This is a genomic window from Undibacterium paludis, from assembly GCF_022568815.1.
Lineage (GTDB): Bacteria > Pseudomonadota > Gammaproteobacteria > Burkholderiales > Burkholderiaceae_D > Undibacterium.
In genome coordinates this window covers 1-18,305 of record NZ_JAKZHX010000004.1, presented here as the reverse complement: position 1 = coordinate 18,305, position 18,305 = coordinate 1, and the positions used below count along the sequence as shown (strand labels likewise).

Sequence of the window (18,305 nt, the reverse complement as noted above, 5' to 3'; positions counted from 1 at the left end):
CGGGCGGGGCATTGCTTGAATGTTATTGATAAGACTGTTGGGTGAAAAAATGAGTTTTTATGGTGTGACTGATTTATGGACTTATGTACTGGGGGCGCTGGGTATTATCCTGCTGCCTGGCCCCAATTCCTTGTATGTGCTGGCCGTTGCCACGGCGCGTGGTGTGCGCGAAGGTTATAAGGGCGCATTCGGCATCTTTGTCGGTGACAGTGTTTTGCTCATGCTCACCGCTCTTGGTGCCGCAGGCATCCTGCGCACTTATCCTGCCCTCTTCATGGTTGTTAAATATGCCGGTGCAGCTTACCTGGCCTGGGTTGGTGTCAACCTGATCTGGGCTGCCATACAAAAATGGCGTAACAAGACGACAGTTCGGCAAGAAGAGCAAGCTGCTGCCGTCAACATGCAAAACCCTTTCAAACGCGCACTGGTGATCAGTCTGCTGAATCCCAAGGCGATCTTGTTCCTGCTGTCTTTCTTTGTGCAGTTTATCGATCCGACTTACCCTACGCCAGCCATTCCTTTCCTGATACTCAGTGCGGTGGTGATGACGTTTAGCTGGTTGTACCTGACTGTACTGATTTTTCTCGGCGCCCGCCTGGCACGCAACTTCAGCCAGCGTCGCCGTTTGTCTGCCAGCCTGTCAAGTGGCGTGGGCAGCCTGTTTGTCTGGTTTGGCGTCAAGCTGGCCAATGCGAGTTTGCATTAAGTATTATGTGGCGAAAAATCAGGCCTACCTAAAGCCGTTTTCGCCAATACTCTCTCATTCCCTTCAAAAAACTCTGTGCCGCTCTGTGTCTCCGTGCCTCTGTGGTGAGCTTTTGGGTCTTGCAGTTTTAAGCAGTCTTACACTATCTCACGCTTCAAAAATTCCCAGACTCCTGGATCAGACATGGCTGCAATATTGATGCGCATCTTGGTCGATGGCAGCTGGTTTGGCGAGAAAAGACTGCCCGGCGCCAGCAGGTAGCCTTGCTCCATGGCTTTTTCGGTCAGCTTGTTGGTGTCACAACCGGTCTCCGTCCACAGGAACATGCCGGCGGGTGTGCGGTAATCGACCTTCATGCCTTGCTGTTCCAGGCGCTTGGTGATGTTATCGCGTACACCGTCAAGTTTGACGCGGATACGGTCTACATGCTTGCGATAATGTCCTTCGGACAAGATCTTGTAGACGACTCGTTCCCCGATCTCCGTCGTGGTCAGGGTGGACAGCATTTTTCTGTCAGCCAGGCGTACCGCCAGCTCTGGTGAGGTAGCGATAAAGCCGACGCGCAGGTTGGCAGCCAGGGTTTTTGAGAAGCCGCCCAGGTAAATGACTCTGTGTAACTGGTCAAGCGCAGCGATGCGGGTGGCAGCCTGTACTGCCGGGCCAGGATGCATATCACAATACACATCATCTTCGACGATCATGAAATCATGCTCTTCGGCTGCTTTCAGGACCTGGAAGGCTTTGGCGGCTGAGAGCGAAGTTGAGGTCGGGTTATGCAGGACCGAATTGATGATGTACAGTTTGGGTTTGTGCAGAGCCGCCAGTTCGGCGAGCTTGGCCACGTCTGGCCCATCGTGCAGACGTGGGATGCCTATGACCTTGGTGCCGAGTATGGCAAACGAGCCAAACATCAGGAACCAGGCAGGGTCGTCGACAAAGATAGTATCGCCTGGTTGGGTAAATTCACGCGCTACCAGGTCCAGTGCCTGGGTGACGCCGCTGGTCATGACGATTTGCTCGGGCGCGGCGGCGATTTCAAACTCAGCCAGCTTCAATTGCAATTGTTGGCGCAAGGGCAGAAAACCTTGCTGGGTGCCATAGTGCAACAGCAGGTTCTGGTTTAACCGGCTGATGGCGCGCAAGCCATTCGCTACCAGCTCGCCATCGAGCCAGTCATGTGGCAAAACGCCGGAACCAGGCATTTTTTGTGGTGGCAACTGACGGAACATATTGCGTACCAGCCACACGACATCGAGTTGCTGGCTGGCTGGCACCACCTGCAATGTATTCGGTATGCTATTGATCATTGAGGCGCGCTCACGGACAAAAAAACCGGCGCCACGACGTGATTCCAGATAACCCTTGGCAACCAGCCTGTCATAGGCTTCGACCACGGTGAAGCGGGAAACTTCCTGTTCGTCCGCAAATTGCCGTATCGACGGCATGCGCGCCCCCGTTCTCAACAGCTTGTCGTCAATGCGATTGGCAACGGCATTGACGATTTGCTCTACCAGCGAACCGCCGGAATCGCGTGAGATATAGAAAGTGGGTGTCAGCATGCATGGTCTCCAGCCTGTAATGGGGAAGTGGCCGTTACAGTACGAATATTATCGTTTGTAGTGTATTGGTACTGTATCGGTTTTTGCGTTTAGGATAGCACAAACACTTATGCAGAAACGGAGAATCAACATGCAACAAACAAGGATGTTTGCGTTAGCAGGAGGCCTGCATGCCACTTGATACCCTGATGGCTTTTGCCTTGTTTGCCATGGTGTCTTCGATTACCCCTGGCCCCAATAACCTGATGTTGCTGGCTTCGGGTGTTAATTTTGGCTTTCGTGCAACCTTGCCACATATGCTAGGTATCAGCATAGGTTTTGCCCTGATGGTATTGGCAGTGGGTGTTGGCCTGGCAGGTTTGTTCAATGTCTTTCCCTGGCTTTACAGTTTGCTGAAATGGGGCGGTGCTGCCTATTTGCTGTATCTGGCCTGGAAGATTGCCAATTCAGGGCCGATTGACAGCAGCAGCCAGACTGTGCAGAAAGCTGTCCCCATGAGTTTTTTGAATGCAGCTGCCTTCCAGTGGATCAATCCCAAGGCCTGGGTGATGGCGCTTGGTGCATTCAGCACCTATGTGCCTGCAACCGGGGGTGTACTGGTCGTGGCCCTGGCTGCCGGTGTATTTGGCCTGATCAATTTACCCAGTGTCGGCATGTGGGCCCTGTGCGGCGCCAGGGTCAGGCATTTGCTGAAGGTAGAGCGTAATTTGCGTATCTTCAACTACGCCATGGCTTTGCTGCTGGTTTTATCACTGTATCCCATGCTGATTACCGCATAGATCATGTGTTGATAAATGACAATAAAGGGGTATTGATGAGTGCAAAAGAAAACCAGGGCATGTTGCTGGGTGTGATCGGTGTTGCCATCTTCAGCCTGACCTTGCCATTCACCCGTATGGCGGTGGCTGAACTGAATCCGGTTTTTGTTGCGCTTGGTCGTGCGGTGGTGGCGGCCTGCTGTTCTGCAGTTTTGCTATGGATGCAGAAGACCAGCTTGCCCACGCGTGAACAAATCAGGCCTTTGCTGATTACCGCGTCTGGTGTCGTGCTGGGTTTTCCCCTGTTTACCTCCGTTGCCATGGCATATGTACCGGCGGCCCATGGTGCTATCGTGCTGGGGATATTGCCACTGGCAACCGCCATGTTTGCAGCCTTGCGCTTTGATGAAAGCCCGTCGCCAGGGTTTTGGCTGATGGCTGTGCTCGGTAGCGTTCTGGTGATTGCCTTTGCCCTGATACAGGGGGGCGGCTCTTTCCAGTTGGCCGACCTGGCCTTGCTGGTGGCGGTATTGGCTGCTGCCATGGGTTATGCAGAAGGTGGTCGGCTGTCGCAAAGCATGGGTGGCCAGCAAGTAATCTGCTGGGCTCTGTTGTTAAGTTTGCCTGTCCTGCTACCAATTACTGTCTGGCTGGGCTGGCATTACGGCATAGAGGCATCTGTCCGGGCCTGGGCTGGGTTTGCCTATGTATCGGTATTTTCAATGTTTATCGGTTTTTTCTTTTGGTACAAGGCACTGGCGACGGGTGGTATTGCCCGCGTCGGTCAGGTGCAGTTATTGCAACCTTTTATGAGCTTGCTGGGGGCAGCCCTGATATTGGGTGAAACTCTGAATACAGTAGAAATCCTGTTTGCTATTGCAGTGCTTGCCGTGGTCGCTTTGGGGCGGCGTATGAATATCAAGCGGCCCGATACGAACAGTACGGACAAAGTAGCCAAGACGGTCAAAGCCTGACGTAACCAAATATTATCAATCGTGAGTAGCGCGTTTAGGGGTGTTAATCGTCTGCCTGGGGGCTTACAATAGAGGGCTGGTATGCAGGTACATGGACAACCCTGTTGCCGGTGAAGTGTTTTGAATTGCTTGGTCAAGAGCAAATAACAACAATAATTTTATTTTAAAAATCAGGTGTATCAGTGAGGGCTGGTGCGCCAACTCTCTGGAAAATAGACATGTCATTTTACGAAAAGCTACAAGCCTTGAACATAGAATTGCCTGCCGTAGCAACACCTGCGGCCGCTTACGTAATGTATGCACAAACCGGTAATACCGTTTTCCTGTCTGGTCATATTGCCAAAAAAGACGGTAAGCCATGGGTGGGACAACTGGGCAAGAATATCTCTACAGAAGAAGGCAAAGCTGCGGCGCGTGCTGTTGCCATCGATATGATTGCTACCTTGCAAGCTGCTTGCGGTGGCGACCTGAATCGCGTCAAGCGCATAGTCAAAGTCATGAGCCTGGTCAATTCCACACCTGACTTCACGGAACAACACCTGGTGACAAATGGCGCATCTGAACTGATCGGTGAAATTTTTGGCGAGCAAGGCAAGCATGCCCGTTCGGCCTTTGGCGTCGCCCAAATCCCTTTGGGAGCTTGTGTAGAAATTGAAATGATCGCCGAGATCGCTTGATTTTATAAACAGTTGCCAGTAAAGATGGCAATCCAGACAGTGAGATGACAGCATGAAACTTGAGAATCCCAATCCCATACAATGGCAATTTTCTGAACGCGCAGAGCAGTTGCAAAGCTCGGCCATCAGGGAAATTCTAAAAGTGACCATGCGTCCTGAAGTCATTTCATTTGCTGGTGGATTGCCATCGCCTGAAACTTTCCCGGTCGAACGCATGCGGGCAGCATTTGACAAGGTGTTGTCGCAACAAGGCAAGTCAGCCTTGCAATATGGTCCTACGGATGGCTACGCACCTTTGCGTGAATTTCTGGCGGATTCGCTGTCGACTGCCGATTGCAAAGTCCTGCCAGACCAAGTAATGATGGTATCGGGCTCACAGCAAGGACTGGACCTGATAGGCAAGGTACTGGTTGATGAAGGCAGCAAGGTCCTGGTAGAAACGCCAAGCTATCTTGGCGCCTTGCAGGCGTTTTCTGTCTATCGACCTGTATTTGAATCTGTTGATACGGATGACCATGGCCTGGTACCGACATCGGTGGCAGCCAAAGGTGCAGGAGCACGACTGATGTATGCCTTGCCAAATTTCCAGAACCCGACTGGCCGCACATTGTCAGTCGAACGCCGTTATGAACTGGTGGACACTTGCGCCCGCATGGGTATTCCGCTGATCGAGGACAATCCATATGGTGACCTGTGCTACAGCGGTGAGCCGTTGCCCAAGATGCTAAACATGAATCCGGGCGGCGTCATTTATATGGGGTCATTTTCCAAAGTGCTGACACCGGGCATACGCCTTGGTTATGTCGTCGGCCCGGCCACGTTGATACGCAAGCTGGAACAGGCCAAACAGGCGGCCGACCTGCATACGGCACAGTTGACACAGATGGTCGTCCATGAAGTGATCAAGGATGGTTTCCTGGCCGAGCATATTCCTACCATACGTAGCTTGTACGCGAAACAATGCAATGCCATGCTCGATGCCATGGGCAGGCATTTTCCTTCGAACGTTCAGTGGACCAGGCCTGAAGGCGGTATGTTCATCTGGGTGACTTTGCCTGAGCATATGGATAGCAAGCAATTGCTTGATGAAGCAATACAGCAAAACGTCGCCTTTGTTCCGGGCGGGCCTTTCTATGCCAATAACCCGGCAAAAAATACTTTGCGTCTGTCCTTTGTGACAGTATCACCTGAGCGTATCAATGAAGGCATAGAAAAACTGGGCAAGCTGATTAAGGCGAAATTGTAAGCGGCCTGTTCAGTTTGATTGTTTGAGCAAACCCGCCATCGGCGGGTTTTTTTATTGTTTTCCGCCCTTGACTTTGCATTGGTCTAATATGGAAGTGTCAACTATTGTGATTTAGGTCATCCAGATTTCGTACATCATCGTTACTATATGCAAGTCTCGCAAGGCGATACCCTAATGAATTGAGGAGTTATAAATGAACAAAAAAATGAGCAAAAAACTGCTGATAGCCAGTTTGATATTGACTACAGTAAGCGGCGCATATGCCCAGAACCTGACACCCAAACAGCGTTATGCAGAAGATAGCAAGCGTGCAGCACAACGCTACAATGAGGACAAGAAGCTTTGCGCTGATGCAGCAAGCTCATCAGCAAGAATGCAATGTCTGCGTGATGCAAAAGCTGAATACAATACCGCTCTGGCTGCGGCAAAACAGAATATGCAACAGGCAGCTGTGCCGGCTGCACAAAAAAATGAAACGGCCTGCCCTGATTGCGGTCGGGTGCTGGCTGTCAACGTGTCGGACAAGGAAGGCGAGGGCGGCGCTCTGGGCGTGATCGCCGGCGGGGTCGCCGGCGCTTTATTGGGTAATCAGGTAGGCGGCGGCAGCGGTCGCGACCTGGCCACCATTGCCGGTGCAGCTGGTGGTGCCTATGCCGGACACAAGATAGAGAAAAAGGTTAAAACCACCAAGGTATGGAATGTGACCGTACAGTTTGAGAATGGTAACAAGCATACTTATGCATTTGAACATGACCCTGGCATGGCAGCCGGCGATGCCGTTAGAAGCAGTGGTAATACCGTCATCAGGCGCTGATTAATTGTTGGCCGGAACCGGGTCTCGAAGGGAATTTGACTCCGCTTTAGCCCGGGGCTTTCCGGCTTACTACGGGTAAATAAAAAGTGCATTTGATCGCATCAATTGTTGTAATTATTTTCTTTTTGGAAACCGTTCCTCCTTCGCAACTAGTTTCTTGCCAAGCCTAAATTCAGCAGTTAGACTTAAGCGTCCATCCCCCCCAATCTTGCTGAGAAGGTCGTGCTATGAAGCCTGATTCATGCAAAGCTATCCGCCTGAACCATGTCGCGTTGCAGTTTATCTGCTGGCTGACTTTGACGGCCTTGATTGCGCTTTGCTCATCTGCAAAGGCAAATGAATCCTGCAAGAGCTTGTTGGCTACAGGAAACCCCGAATATCCCCCCTATTTGTGGCGTGACCCTGAGGATGAGAATCGACTGATAGGCGCCAATGCAGAATGGATGCAGTTGCTGGCCAAGGAGATTGGTGTACCCATAGAAATCAAATATGTTGGTCCTTGGGGACGCGTACAGGAAGAGGCGAAAATGGGACGGGTGGATTTGCTTGCCGGAGCGTTTTTTACTCTGCCCAGGCTGGAATTCATGGATTATTTTTATCCTGCCTTTCGTGAAACCCGTACAGTCATCTGGACTCGAAGCAATGTCAATTTACCCTACAAGAAATGGGCGGACCTGGTTGGCAAACAGGGCGTCACGGTCATCAATAACAGTTTCGGTGAAGAGTTTGATCGCTATGCCAAAGAGTCCCTGAAAATTTCCATGGTACCCAGCCTGGAGCAGGCATTGAAAATGCTGAGTCTGTCGCGTGCGGACTATCTGATCTATGAAGAAGACCCGGGCCTGGCCTATGTCGCCAAGATGAATATTTCAGGCTTGAAAACAGTCACACCACCGATTACCAATGAAAATCTGTATTTGACGCTGTCCCATAAATCACCCTGCAATACGCCGGAAATGCGGGGGCGCATCGCCAAAGCGGTATATAAGCTGGACAAACAGAACGTGATGAATAAACTGATCGCAGCAAATATACAATTGTGGCGTAAACAACAATCGAAGTAGCCGCTGTAAACAACAGGTCATCCATTGCGAACACTCTCTCTCCGACAGATTCTGGTTATTGGCGTCGTAGTTGGAATCGTGTTGCCCGCGATTGTTCTGGGGCGATTTCTGGTTCAGGATCGTTATGAGCGTGAGTTGCAATTGCGTGTCAGAAATCCTATGTCGCAGTATTCCGATATGCTTTCACGTGCACTGGCTGTCCCTGTCTGGACACTGGACAAAGCGGTTGCCAACCAGTTCATACAAGCAGTGATGCGCAATCCCGAAGTGGTCAGTGTTGAAGTGTTGGATGAGTCCAGGACCATTTTTGTCCGCAATTCCAAACTCAAAAAAGCGGATGCCAGGTTTCTACGGGAAGAACGTCCGATTTTGCTGGAAAGCAAGGTTATTGGCAGCATCATGCTGGAACTGACCACTGAGCATATAGAAAAAGAATTGTGGACAGACTTCCTTAAACTCGGTGCCGCCTTGCTGGTTCAAGTCGCATTTTCATTCTTTCTGATCTGGTTGCTATTTGAGCGGCGCATAGTTCGCCCCATACAGGAATTGCAACTGGTGACGGCAAGACTGGCGCGTGGCAAGCTTGATCAGGCACTTGAATGGCTGCGTCAGGATGAGATCGGCAATCTGGCGCAAGGACTGGACAAGATGCGCCTGAATCTGGGGCACCTGATTACAGAGCGTGAGAAGCAAAATATTGTCTTGCAGCAAGAACTGAATGAGCGTTTGCGTGCGGAACAGGCATTGAAAGTAACGGAAGAAAAATTTACCGGCATTTTTCAGGCGTCCCCCGTGGCCATGACGGTATTACGCAAGGCCCAGCATTACAGCATGATAGACGTGAATGATGCCTGGGTCAGGCAATTCTACTGGTCACATGATGAAATCCTGGGGGATGCCGAAACCCAAAAGGCATTGTGGCGTAATGAAGAAGACTTTCTGGAAATCCTGCGCATAGTCGAACGTGACGGCGAGATTCATGATTACGAAGCCTGGCTCACATGTGGGCAGCAGGAAAAAATTATTCTCTGCCAGGTGTCCGGGCGCATGATACGACTGGGCAATGAGCCCCTGATTATTCTTGTCCAAGAAGACATTACCGAAAAGCGCCAGAATGAGCAGGAAATCCGCAACATGAACACGACACTGGAAAGAAGGGTTTCCGAGCGTACCCAGGCCCTGGAAGCCGCGAACAGCGAACTGACCGTGGTTCTGGAAAATCTGCAGCGCGCACAGAGGGAATTATTGAGGACAGAGAAAATGGCTGCCCTGGGTTCCCTGGTGGCTGGCGTAGCACATGAACTCAACACGCCCATAGGTACTAGCGTAACGGTTGCCAGTACCCTGGCGCAACACACTGACGATGTTTTGCATGAGTTTGAAAAAGGCCTGCGCCGTTCTGTACTTGAGGAATACCTGAGAAATGCCAAAACTGGAGCCGACCTGCTTTTGCGCAATCTGAGCAAGGCGTCGGAGCTGGTCATCAGCTTCAAACAGGTTGCTGTTGACCGCACCAGCGCCAACCGGCGTGTATTTGCACTCGACGAAATGCTATCTGAATTGATTGTGACCATGGGGCCTACCATACGCAAGACGCGTCATGATGTCATCCATACGGTTCCGTCTAAATTGCTGATGGACAGTTATCCAGGCCCACTGGGGCAGGTACTGACCAATCTGATCAACAATGCCTTTATTCATGGTTTTGAGGGTGATTTCCGCGGTACTGTCAGTATAAATGCGCGCATTGTTGATGAACATTTTGTCGAGATGGTGGTCAGCGACAACGGTAAAGGCATACCTGACACCAATCTCAGTCGTATTTTTGACCCATTTTTTACCACCCGCCTGGGGCAGGGGGGAAGCGGCCTGGGTCTGAACATCGTCTATAACCTGGTTACCGGGATTTTGGGCGGTAATATTGCTGTCGAAAGTGATTTTGGAAAAGGTACCCGGTTTATCATCAGCCTGCCGCTGGCGCCCAAACTCAATGATAGTGAAGGCCATATGAGCGATTGAGGCCAGGCCTGCGGCTAGCGGTACATACTGTATATCTGATAAAGTCGCGTCATGACAAAACTTAGCTTAGATAAAATCTTGCAATCGCAAGGATTTGGTACCCGAAAATATTGCCGTGGCCTGGTGGAGGATGGCGAGGTCAGTGTGAATGGCGAAATCATACGCAGCACCAAGCACAGCTTTGAGACTGAGGGCCTGCAGTTCAGGATTTTCGATGAAGACTGGGATTACCGCGCTCAGGTCTATATAGTGCTTAATAAACCTGCTAATTTCGAGTGCTCTCGAAAACCCAGCCATCATCCCGGCGTATTGACCCTGCTGCCTGAACAATTCAACTGGCGTGATGTGCAACCTGTAGGGCGGCTGGATCATGATACGACAGGGATGTTGCTGATGTCGGACGACGGCCCGTTTATCCATGCACAATCTTCACCCAAGCGGCATGTGCCCAAGGTCTATCAGGCGACTACTGCAGAGCCTGTAACACAAGAATTGGTCGAATTACTGCTTCACGGTGTCAAGTTGCATGATGAACCAGCACCATTGGCGGCTGTTCATTGCCAGAAGTTGCAGGAGAACCTGATAGAAATTGTGCTGGAACAAGGCAAGTATCATCAGGTCAAGCGCATGTTGGCAGCGGCAGGCAATCATTGCGCTGCCTTGCAGCGTACTGCAATAGGAAAGTTGACGCTGGAATCGCTGGGGCTGGAAGAGGGCGAATGGTGTTATCTTTCGGAGCAGCAGTTGGCCATGCTGGTGCCTGCCTGAGCTATTATCTGGCAGGTTGAATGTTGTTCTGACGTTTTTTAACTATTGGCAGTCTGATTGTTTTCATTTTTAATATCTGAAATGTGAGTGTGTACTCAGCCCTCCCAGTGACAGGGTGGTCGGGTGCAGTGATCTTGGACGGGATAGAAAAGGAGCGGACATGCCGGTCATTGCAATTGTGAATCCCAAAGGCGGGGTTGGAAAAAGCACGATCGCCACCAATCTGGCGGGCTACTTCGCTGCAAAAGGACATAAGGTAATGCTGGGTGATGTCGATGTGCAGCAGTCTTCGCGCACATGGCTGTCCTTGCGTCCAGGAAACCTGCCACAAATTCAGGCATGGGATGTGGCTGCCGGCCATATCCTGAAAGCTCCAAAGGGTACAACCCATGTCATCCTCGATACACCAGGCGGTCTCAAGGGGAACAAACTCGAAGCGGTGTTGAAGTCTGCTGATAAGATTATCGTGCCTCTGCAAGCATCGATTTTCGATATCCTGGCGACAGAAGAGTTCCTGAAAAGCCTGTTCCAGCAAAAACCTGGTTGCCAGGTCGGCGTATTGGGCATGCGTGTCAACGGCCGTAGCCGTGCAGCAGAGCAGTTGGAACATTATGTCGGTCAACTGGGCTTGCCAGTGCTTGGGTATCTGCGTGATACGCAAAACTACATACAACTGGCGGCACATGGGGCGACCCTGTGGGATGTTGCGCCATCCCGGGTGGAAAAAGACCTGCCGCAATGGGATGGCATTTTGCGCTGGGTGCAATCTTAATACTAATCTTAATCGTCTGGATAATAAGTAGTTTGACAAGAAATAGTATATTTTCTTGAGACGAATCTCTTTCTGCTGAGGAGGATGTTCCTGGCTTTGTGCGTTTTTCGTTAAATTACGAAAAAAAAATCAAGATTCCATTTCTTTAGTTGCCTCTGCTCACTATAATGCCGCTTGCTTGAAGAGAAGCAAAAATTCTCTTTTCTTATCAAAGACTTACGGCATGCACCTCACCATTTTTGAAACCCCGGTCATCAACACTGTCATGCGCTGGATCTCGTTACTGTGTCTACGACTGTCAGGCTGGCGCGTCGAAGGCATCACACCAACTGAACAGAAATACGTGCTGATTGCTGCACCGCATACCAGTAACTGGGATTTTCCCGTGACTTTGATGATTTGTTTTGCCTTGCGTTTGCGCGTGTACTGGATGGGTAAGGCCAGCCTTTTTCCCCCTGTGTTTGGGCATGTGATGCGCTGGTTGGGGGGGATTCCTGTCGACAGGAGCAAATCGGGCAATCTGGTGCAAGGCACGGTCGATGCTTTTCATGCAAATCCAAGATTGACCGTGATTGTGCCGCCCGAGGGCACACGCGGCAAGGTCACCCATTGGAAAACCGGTTTTTATTATATTGCCCAGGGTGCGGGTGTGCCGATTGCCCTTGGTTATCTGGATTTCAAACGTAAGGCTGGCGGTATCGGCAAGATGTTTCAGCTAAATGGTGATATTGAGGCTGATATGGCGGAGATACGCCAGTTTTATTGCGGCATTTCTGGTAAAAATCCTCAGCAATTTGATGGCGAAAAAATACAAGTCAGAGGCAAGTGAGCAAATTGAATTTTTGAAAGTCGCTCTATAAACAAAAAGGCCAGCAAATCTGCTGGCCTTTTTGTTTATTTATGAGGCTATTTATGGCTCAGGCTGAATAGCCTTATTTTCTGCCACAGCATTTGTTGGTATTGGGGCTTGCGGGGTTTGCGGTATTAACAGCCAGGCCAGGGGATTAAGTATGATACGTTTGGTCAGCCATTCGGTCTTTTCATGAGCACAGACCCAGGTGATCGCCATGGAAACCAGGATGGAAATGAGCAGTGCCACAGTATTGTCATGTTTGAAAATGGCACGCAATACGCCAGTCTCCTGCAGAATGATCAATGCCATCCCGTGCCATAACAGCACATATAAGGAGCGCCTGCCAATGCTGGCCAATTTTAAGTCTTTCTGAGCCAGTAGATAAAGGATCGACAGGCCAATGACGGTTGAGGCAGCATACTGTAATAACTGGTACATGCTGCCAGTCAGATTGGCCATTTCCAGTCTGTGCAAGGAATAACTGCCATAAAACCAGCGGTAGTCAAAATCGCTTTTCAGCAAGAAGGATCCAACAAAGGCCGCGATCACAATGAGGGTGCTGGCAATCAGGCGTTCATTCTTTTTGATGGTTAAGCTGCTTTGCCCCAGTTTCCATCCAAGGAGGAAGTAAGGGAAGAACACCAGAGTCCGCGAGATGCCAAGAAAATAACCGGCATGTTCAGAGTAGTTGCCTATCAGGGACAGGGCTAATGCAAATACCACCCCAAATTGCATGCGTGCAAATAAAGGTAACAAGAGGCGCCAGCACAGCAAGCTCAACAGATACCATAGCATCCAGTAAGGCGCGATCAGGTTGGCATAAACGCTGGCATTGCCTTTCAGCAGAAACTCTGTTGTTTCATAAATGATTTCAAAACCTAACAGGGGGACGACTACAGTAGCAATTAGTTGCTTGACATTTTTATCATCCAAACTTGCCTTGGAGAACATGCCAGACATCAAGGCAAACATGGGCATATGGAAGGAATAGACGAAAATCCAGACAGAACGTAGCACATGGTCGTCCCCAACATAGATTTCGATCAGGTGACCAAAGACCACCAGAAATATCAGGACGCCCTTGATATTATCTATGCTCTGATTTCTGAAGTTTGGGGACGTAAGAGTTGACATGCGTTAAAACTAATGCTGAAAATGCCGTCATGATAGCGAAATTTAATAGTGATATACACTCTTAGTTTGTAACGAAGCGTTGGATAACCAGGATTAAATGTCCATTCAGGCAATATTCCATTTGTTGTTGTTTTGAAAGTTACACCCTTCTGCATGTTAAATTATTAATTAATGCAGCGCATTTTTGAGCAAGTATCTTGCTTTAGCATTTTGTGAAACTGAGTAAAATATAAGCTATGCTTTTGCTGTTTAAAAATTTCCTTGAAGTATTGATTTTACTCAAGCCATAGCATTTTGTTATTTGCCAGCAAGTTGAGGTAGTCATGTCTAAAGATAGCTCAAGGGCGAGCATACTAAGTTCGAAACTGGATTTCGAATCCATAGATGGTAGTGAGCCGCCCAAGACTGACTATGTGGCCCTGAACGCAGAATTGGGAATTGATGCCACCGCTTCAAGTTCAGTTGCAAAGCCGAGCATGAATGCCAGGAGTAGTTCGCCGCCTGCTTATTCGCCGCAAAGACCAGCACTGGAAAGAAAATCGTCCAAAAAAACAACCAGCAAGGAAGAACTCGGTGGCGACCGTTTTGCTGTATATGCTGCAATTATCGTGCTATTTGGTTTTGCAATCTTGCTGGCGATTTTCTTTTATATCCGAAGCGTCAACAGTAATGCAGCAGGGCTTAGCTATTATACGTTGCCCCAGCAAGTGGTTAACCTGAATGGTCAGGTGATACGCATGCAAGTCACGGTACAGGTTCGCAGCGAGGATCAGGAGTGGCTATTTGAAAACAAGAAGCTGCTGGCCGATATATTTCAGATAGAGATCGGAAAGGTTGATCCAGATGACTTGCATAGCGAAGAAGGTTTTGATACGGTCAGAGCCCAATTCAAATCGGGGCTCAACCAGGCGCTGAAGACAGATAGAATTGAGTCAGTGCTGATCAATGAATTGTTGATACAGAACCGAGAGTAGTAAGCAGGTACACTGGAACGAATAACTTAAACCTAAACTAGATGGGGCAACTTCAAGCTGCCCCATCTGTGATGTTTGAAGCCGGATTGATATTTATAACTCTTTGATATATTTCAATAATTTATCCAATGCATGGACCACGGTCTGTTCGCGCACGGATTGCCTGTCTCCGGAAAAAACCAGCCTTTCAGTGTGAGTGATTCCACCTGTCACCCAGCCAAAACAAATCGTACCCACAGGTTTGCCCGGAACTGCACCGCTTGGTCCGGCTATACCTGTTGTTGACAATGACAAGTGCGCCTCAGAATTGGCCAGAGCCCCTTGTGCCATGGCGGCCGCGATTTCTTCACTGACAGCACCATGCTGCGCGATCAGGGAAGCGGGTATGTCGAGCAATTCAGTCTTGGATGAGTTTGAATAGGTGACAAAGCCACAGTCGAACCACTCGGAGGAGCCGGCGATTTCTGTAATGGCATGGGCAACACCACCGCCAGTGCAAGATTCGGCTACGGCAAGTATCAGTTTTCTGGATTTCAGTTCAGCCCCTACCTGAGCGGCAAGTTCTAGAGCGTTTTGCATGATGTATCTCCTGTCCGTTGTTCTGACATGACCCCAAGCCTGCTTGTCCAAGGGTACATGAAACTACTTTACCATCATGTCAGCCCATAAGTGAAGCAAAGAAATAGGAATGAATTTCGGGGTGATGGATGTCCTTTGTGTTTCTTGTCGACGGCAGTTCAAGTCTTCACGGCCACCAGTCTTTGTGAGTGTGCGCGATAATATAAAGGCCGCTTTTTTAAACAGTGCACCCCATGTTTGAGCAGGCAATGCCTTTATGCGCATACAGGTAGCAAAAAATCATTCCTGAAACTTGGATATCAGGGTATGATTTTTGGTAGCAACCCGTATCATTCATGAATGCGGGCTTTATTAGCTGACTGTCGTAGCAATTTCCGTACATAATAGGTTGACGCAATATTGACCAGGTATAGTGTAAAGTGGATGGTCGTGAAAATTGACCGGTGACCTGGGCAGTTTTGTGGGAGTTTTGAATAAACGGGATGTGTGTTTATTTGCATCCTCATCATCCAAGGAGATGCCCAGTGAAAATCGAGACACTGTTTCAGCAACAAAATGCTTTGCCATCGATTCCCAAAGTTGTGCAGGAAGTCATCGATAGCTTTAATAACGATGATGTCTCCATCGATGAAATTGCCAGAAAACTTTCTGCTGATCAGGTGCTCAGCGCAAAGCTGTTGCGACTTGCCAACTCTTCCTACTATCATGCTTCAAGAACGGTTGCTTCTGTTGACGATGCAGTCTTGATGCTTGGCTTCATGACTGTCCGTACCCTGGTTGTCAGCAGCGGTTTGACCAGCGGATTCAAGGCGATGCCTGGTGTTGATCTTAAGCAGTTCTGGCGTTACAGCCTGCATACTGCTGTAGTGGCAAAGTGGCTGGCAAAAAAAGCCAAATGCAATTCTGACCTGGCGTTTACCGTGGGTCTGATGCACGCAATAGGGCAATTAGTGATGCATGCCGGCATGCCAGAACAAATGCTGCAAGTTGACAAAATAGCCGGACCGCTTGATGTGCGTCGGCCAGATGTGGAGCATACTTCATTCGGCTATGATTTTTTTGATGTCGGTGCTGAATTAGCCAAGCGTTGGCGCTTCCCTGATGCATTTAGCGTCGCCATCAAAGCTTGTGCTGAACCTTTGCAGCATACAGAATTTGACCGGATAGGAGGCTTGGTACACCTGGCTTCCTGGTATGCCAGGGGGGAAGAGAATCATTATACGAAAGAAGAGCAAGAGGCCACTTTCCCTGCAGATGTCGCTAAAAAACTAGGCCTGAAAACAGAAGTGATACTCGAAGAAATGCCTCCTGTCAGTGAATTGACGGCAGGGCTGGAAGATTTGTTGGGGTAGCTGGCGGAGAGGGGGGAATCATATTTGCCCCCTCATTTCGATGTGTTGATTACTGTGCTGGCAGCACAAGCGTGTCAGTCTAAATCACCGCGTTCAACTTGTTGCCTGAATATCGAGTGCAACGGCTTCAGCCACTTTGATTCCATCCACGGCAGCGGACAAAATACCACCTGCGTAACCAGCGCCTTCACCGGCAGGGAACAAACCCCGTGTATTCAGGCTTTGCAAATCATGATCGTTGCGCTTGATGCGTATCGGTGACGAAGTACGGGTTTCTACTCCGGTCAGTATCGCATCTTTCATGGCAAAGCCCTTGATCTTCTTGTCAAATTCGGGCAGGGCTTCGCGTATTGCTGTGATGGCAAACTCCGGCAGGGTTTGCGCCAGATCGCACAAGGTGATACCTGGTTTGTAGGATGGCTCTACGGTGCCCAGTTGTGTTGATGGGCGCGCAGCCAGGAAATCGCCAATCAACTGACCTGGCGCATTGTAATTGCCACCACCGACTTCGTAGGCTTTTTCTTCCAGCTTTCTCTGCAAATCTATGCCGGCCAATGGATTGCCAGGGTAATCTGCGGGAGTGATGCCGACCACGATGGCGCTGTTGGCATTGCGTTCATTGCGAGAGTACTGACTCATGCCATTGGTGACGACGCGACCTGGCTCAGAGGTGGCGGCGACTACAGTGCCGCCAGGGCACATGCAGAAGCTATAGACAGAGCGGCCGTTTTGAGCGTGATGGACCAGCTTGTAATCGGCTGCGCCCAATATCTTGTTGCCAGCATTCGGCCCAAAGCGCGCCTTGTCGATTACTGATTGCGGATGCTCTACCCTGAAGCCTATGGAAAATGGCTTGGCTTCCACATAGATGCCGCGGTCAGCAATCATCTGGAAGGTATCGCGTGCGCTGTGACCTATCGCCAGTACCACATGATTGCTTTCTATGTACTCGCTGTTGTTCAGATGCACGCCTTTGACCTGGCCATCAACCACATCTATATCGGTCACCTTTTGCTGGAAGCGGATTTCTCCGCCGAGCGCCTCGATATGATTGCGCATTTCCTCTATCATCTTCACCAGGCGGAAGGTACCGATATGCGGTTTGCTGACATACATGATTTCCTCTGGCGCCCCGGCTTTGACGAACTCGGTCAAGACCTTGCGACCATAGTGTCTGGGGTCTTTGATCTGACTATATAGCTTGCCATCGGAAAATGTACCGGCACCGCCTTCGCCAAATTGCACGTTGGATTCCGGCTGCAATTCACGTTTGCGCCAGAGGCCCCAGGTGTCCTTGGTTCGTTCGCGCACTGTCTTGCCCCTTTCGAGGACCAGGGGTTTGAAGCCCATCTCTGCCAGCAACAAGGCGACAAACAGACCGCAAGGGCCAAAGCCTATGACTACAGGTCGCTTGAATGGGCGGTTGTCTGCGTGGGTGACAAATTTATAGCTGGTATCAGGTGTCTCTGAAATCTTGGTGTGGTTTTTATGGCGCTTCAACAGCGTCGCATCTGCCGTTGTTTCTACATCAATGGTATAGATCAGGATAATCGCCGTTTTTTTACGCGCATCATAGCCGCGGCGAAACACAGTGAAATTGATGAGTTCTTTGTCTGTTATGCCCAATTCTTTCAGTACAGCAGCTTTCAGTTCGGCTTCGGTATGATCAAGAGGGAGTTGTAAATCGGTAATGCGCAACATAAATTCTGTCCGGATGAAGCAACAAAAAACGCTATAGCCCGCATATGTTTTAAGCAGGGCGCTTCTGGTATTGCTTATTTATTTGATTAATCCGGTATTTTACCTGCATGTGTTTCAAGTTAGGTATTTGCTTGGTTCATCAACCGGAGACAAGCGCAAAATAGGTCAATAATTTTATGTTACTCGGCTTGAGTCATGTTCGTACTCCAAGTCATCCTTGTCAGGCGGTTCGTCGTAGTCCAACACTGATCATCATCAGACTGGGTATAACATACGGGTGGCGTAGGATGAATTAAGCGCACCTTGTACTAATATTTTGCTTTTTATAAACGTATCAAATAATTTTCGTGAAGCC

17 protein-coding genes are annotated in these 18,305 nt (G+C 49.7%); 13 read left to right on the top strand and 4 right to left on the bottom strand.

Features of this window, described 5'->3' with window-relative positions; translation table 11 throughout:
- The first annotated feature begins 19 nt into the window (after window positions 1-19).
- The gene (leuE, locus tag LZ463_RS08480; protein ID WP_241455189.1) at window positions 20-706 is read left to right on the top strand and encodes a leucine efflux protein LeuE; all 687 of its coding nucleotides are present in this window, start codon (window positions 20-22) and stop codon (window positions 704-706) included.
- A 137-nt stretch (window positions 707-843) separates the two neighbouring features.
- Here leuE and LZ463_RS08475 read toward each other — a convergent pair whose 3' ends face one another.
- Window positions 844-2,265: an aminotransferase-like domain-containing protein gene (locus tag LZ463_RS08475; RefSeq protein ID WP_241455188.1), complete on the bottom strand. Its 1,422-nt coding sequence runs from the start codon at window positions 2,263-2,265 to the stop codon at window positions 844-846.
- Window positions 2,266-2,435: 170 nt separating this feature from the next.
- Between LZ463_RS08475 and LZ463_RS08470 the strand changes: the two genes are divergently transcribed.
- From LZ463_RS08470 to LZ463_RS08425, 10 genes are all read left to right on the top strand, one after another.
- Complete coding sequence (locus tag LZ463_RS08470; protein ID WP_241455187.1) at window positions 2,436-3,044, top strand: LysE family translocator; 609 nt, start codon at window positions 2,436-2,438, stop codon at window positions 3,042-3,044.
- Between the two features lie 35 nt (window positions 3,045-3,079).
- Complete coding sequence (locus LZ463_RS08465) at window positions 3,080-3,997, top strand: DMT family transporter (RefSeq protein ID WP_241455186.1); 918 nt, start codon at window positions 3,080-3,082, stop codon at window positions 3,995-3,997.
- Between the two features lie 218 nt (window positions 3,998-4,215).
- Window positions 4,216-4,674 (top strand): RidA family protein, encoded by a 459-nt coding sequence (locus tag LZ463_RS08460; protein ID WP_241455185.1) that lies wholly within the window; start codon window positions 4,216-4,218, stop codon window positions 4,672-4,674.
- Window positions 4,675-4,726: 52 nt separating this feature from the next.
- Window positions 4,727-5,920, top strand: coding sequence for an aminotransferase-like domain-containing protein (locus LZ463_RS08455; protein ID WP_241455184.1), 1,194 nt, complete (start codon window positions 4,727-4,729; stop codon window positions 5,918-5,920).
- 193 nt (window positions 5,921-6,113) lie between these two features.
- Window positions 6,114-6,734, top strand: coding sequence for an outer membrane lipoprotein (locus tag LZ463_RS08450; RefSeq protein ID WP_241455183.1), 621 nt, complete (start codon window positions 6,114-6,116; stop codon window positions 6,732-6,734).
- A gap of 227 nt (window positions 6,735-6,961) precedes the next feature.
- Entirely contained in the window at window positions 6,962-7,798 is an 837-nt protein-coding gene (locus LZ463_RS08445) for a substrate-binding periplasmic protein (RefSeq protein WP_241455182.1), read from the top strand.
- A gap of 81 nt (window positions 7,799-7,879) precedes the next feature.
- Window positions 7,880-9,817: a sensor histidine kinase gene (locus LZ463_RS08440; RefSeq protein WP_241455181.1), complete on the top strand. Its 1,938-nt coding sequence runs from the start codon at window positions 7,880-7,882 to the stop codon at window positions 9,815-9,817.
- 51 nt (window positions 9,818-9,868) lie between these two features.
- Window positions 9,869-10,585 carry a pseudouridine synthase gene (locus tag LZ463_RS08435; protein WP_241455180.1) on the top strand — a complete coding sequence of 239 codons (717 nt, stop codon included), beginning with the start codon at window positions 9,869-9,871 and terminating at the stop codon, window positions 10,583-10,585.
- A 160-nt stretch (window positions 10,586-10,745) separates the two neighbouring features.
- Window positions 10,746-11,357, top strand: a complete 612-nt coding sequence (locus tag LZ463_RS08430; protein WP_241455179.1) for a ParA family protein — start codon at window positions 10,746-10,748, stop codon at window positions 11,355-11,357.
- A gap of 223 nt (window positions 11,358-11,580) precedes the next feature.
- Window positions 11,581-12,186 (top strand): lysophospholipid acyltransferase family protein, encoded by a 606-nt coding sequence (locus LZ463_RS08425; RefSeq protein WP_241455178.1) that lies wholly within the window; start codon window positions 11,581-11,583, stop codon window positions 12,184-12,186.
- An 81-nt stretch (window positions 12,187-12,267) separates the two neighbouring features.
- Here the strand turns inward: LZ463_RS08425 and LZ463_RS08420 are convergent, their stop codons facing one another.
- Window positions 12,268-13,344 carry an acyltransferase family protein gene (locus LZ463_RS08420; RefSeq protein WP_241455177.1) on the bottom strand — a complete coding sequence of 359 codons (1,077 nt, stop codon included), beginning with the start codon at window positions 13,342-13,344 and terminating at the stop codon, window positions 12,268-12,270.
- Window positions 13,345-13,757: 413 nt separating this feature from the next.
- Here LZ463_RS08420 and LZ463_RS08415 point away from each other — a divergent pair, with 413 nt between their 5' ends.
- Window positions 13,758-14,318: a flagellar basal body-associated FliL family protein gene (locus LZ463_RS08415; protein WP_241455176.1), complete on the top strand. Its 561-nt coding sequence runs from the start codon at window positions 13,758-13,760 to the stop codon at window positions 14,316-14,318.
- 93 nt (window positions 14,319-14,411) lie between these two features.
- Here LZ463_RS08415 and LZ463_RS08410 read toward each other — a convergent pair whose 3' ends face one another.
- The gene (locus LZ463_RS08410) at window positions 14,412-14,897 is read right to left on the bottom strand and encodes a CinA family protein (protein ID WP_241455175.1); all 486 of its coding nucleotides are present in this window, start codon (window positions 14,895-14,897) and stop codon (window positions 14,412-14,414) included.
- Between the two features lie 524 nt (window positions 14,898-15,421).
- On the opposite strand from LZ463_RS08410, the gene LZ463_RS08405 reads away from it, so the two are divergent.
- Window positions 15,422-16,249: an HDOD domain-containing protein gene (locus tag LZ463_RS08405; RefSeq protein WP_241455174.1), complete on the top strand. Its 828-nt coding sequence runs from the start codon at window positions 15,422-15,424 to the stop codon at window positions 16,247-16,249.
- Between the two features lie 93 nt (window positions 16,250-16,342).
- On the opposite strand, the gene LZ463_RS08400 is transcribed toward LZ463_RS08405, so the two are convergent.
- Entirely contained in the window at window positions 16,343-17,950 is a 1,608-nt protein-coding gene (locus LZ463_RS08400) for an NAD(P)/FAD-dependent oxidoreductase (RefSeq protein ID WP_241455173.1), read from the bottom strand.
- Between the last annotated feature and the right edge of the window lie 355 nt (window positions 17,951-18,305).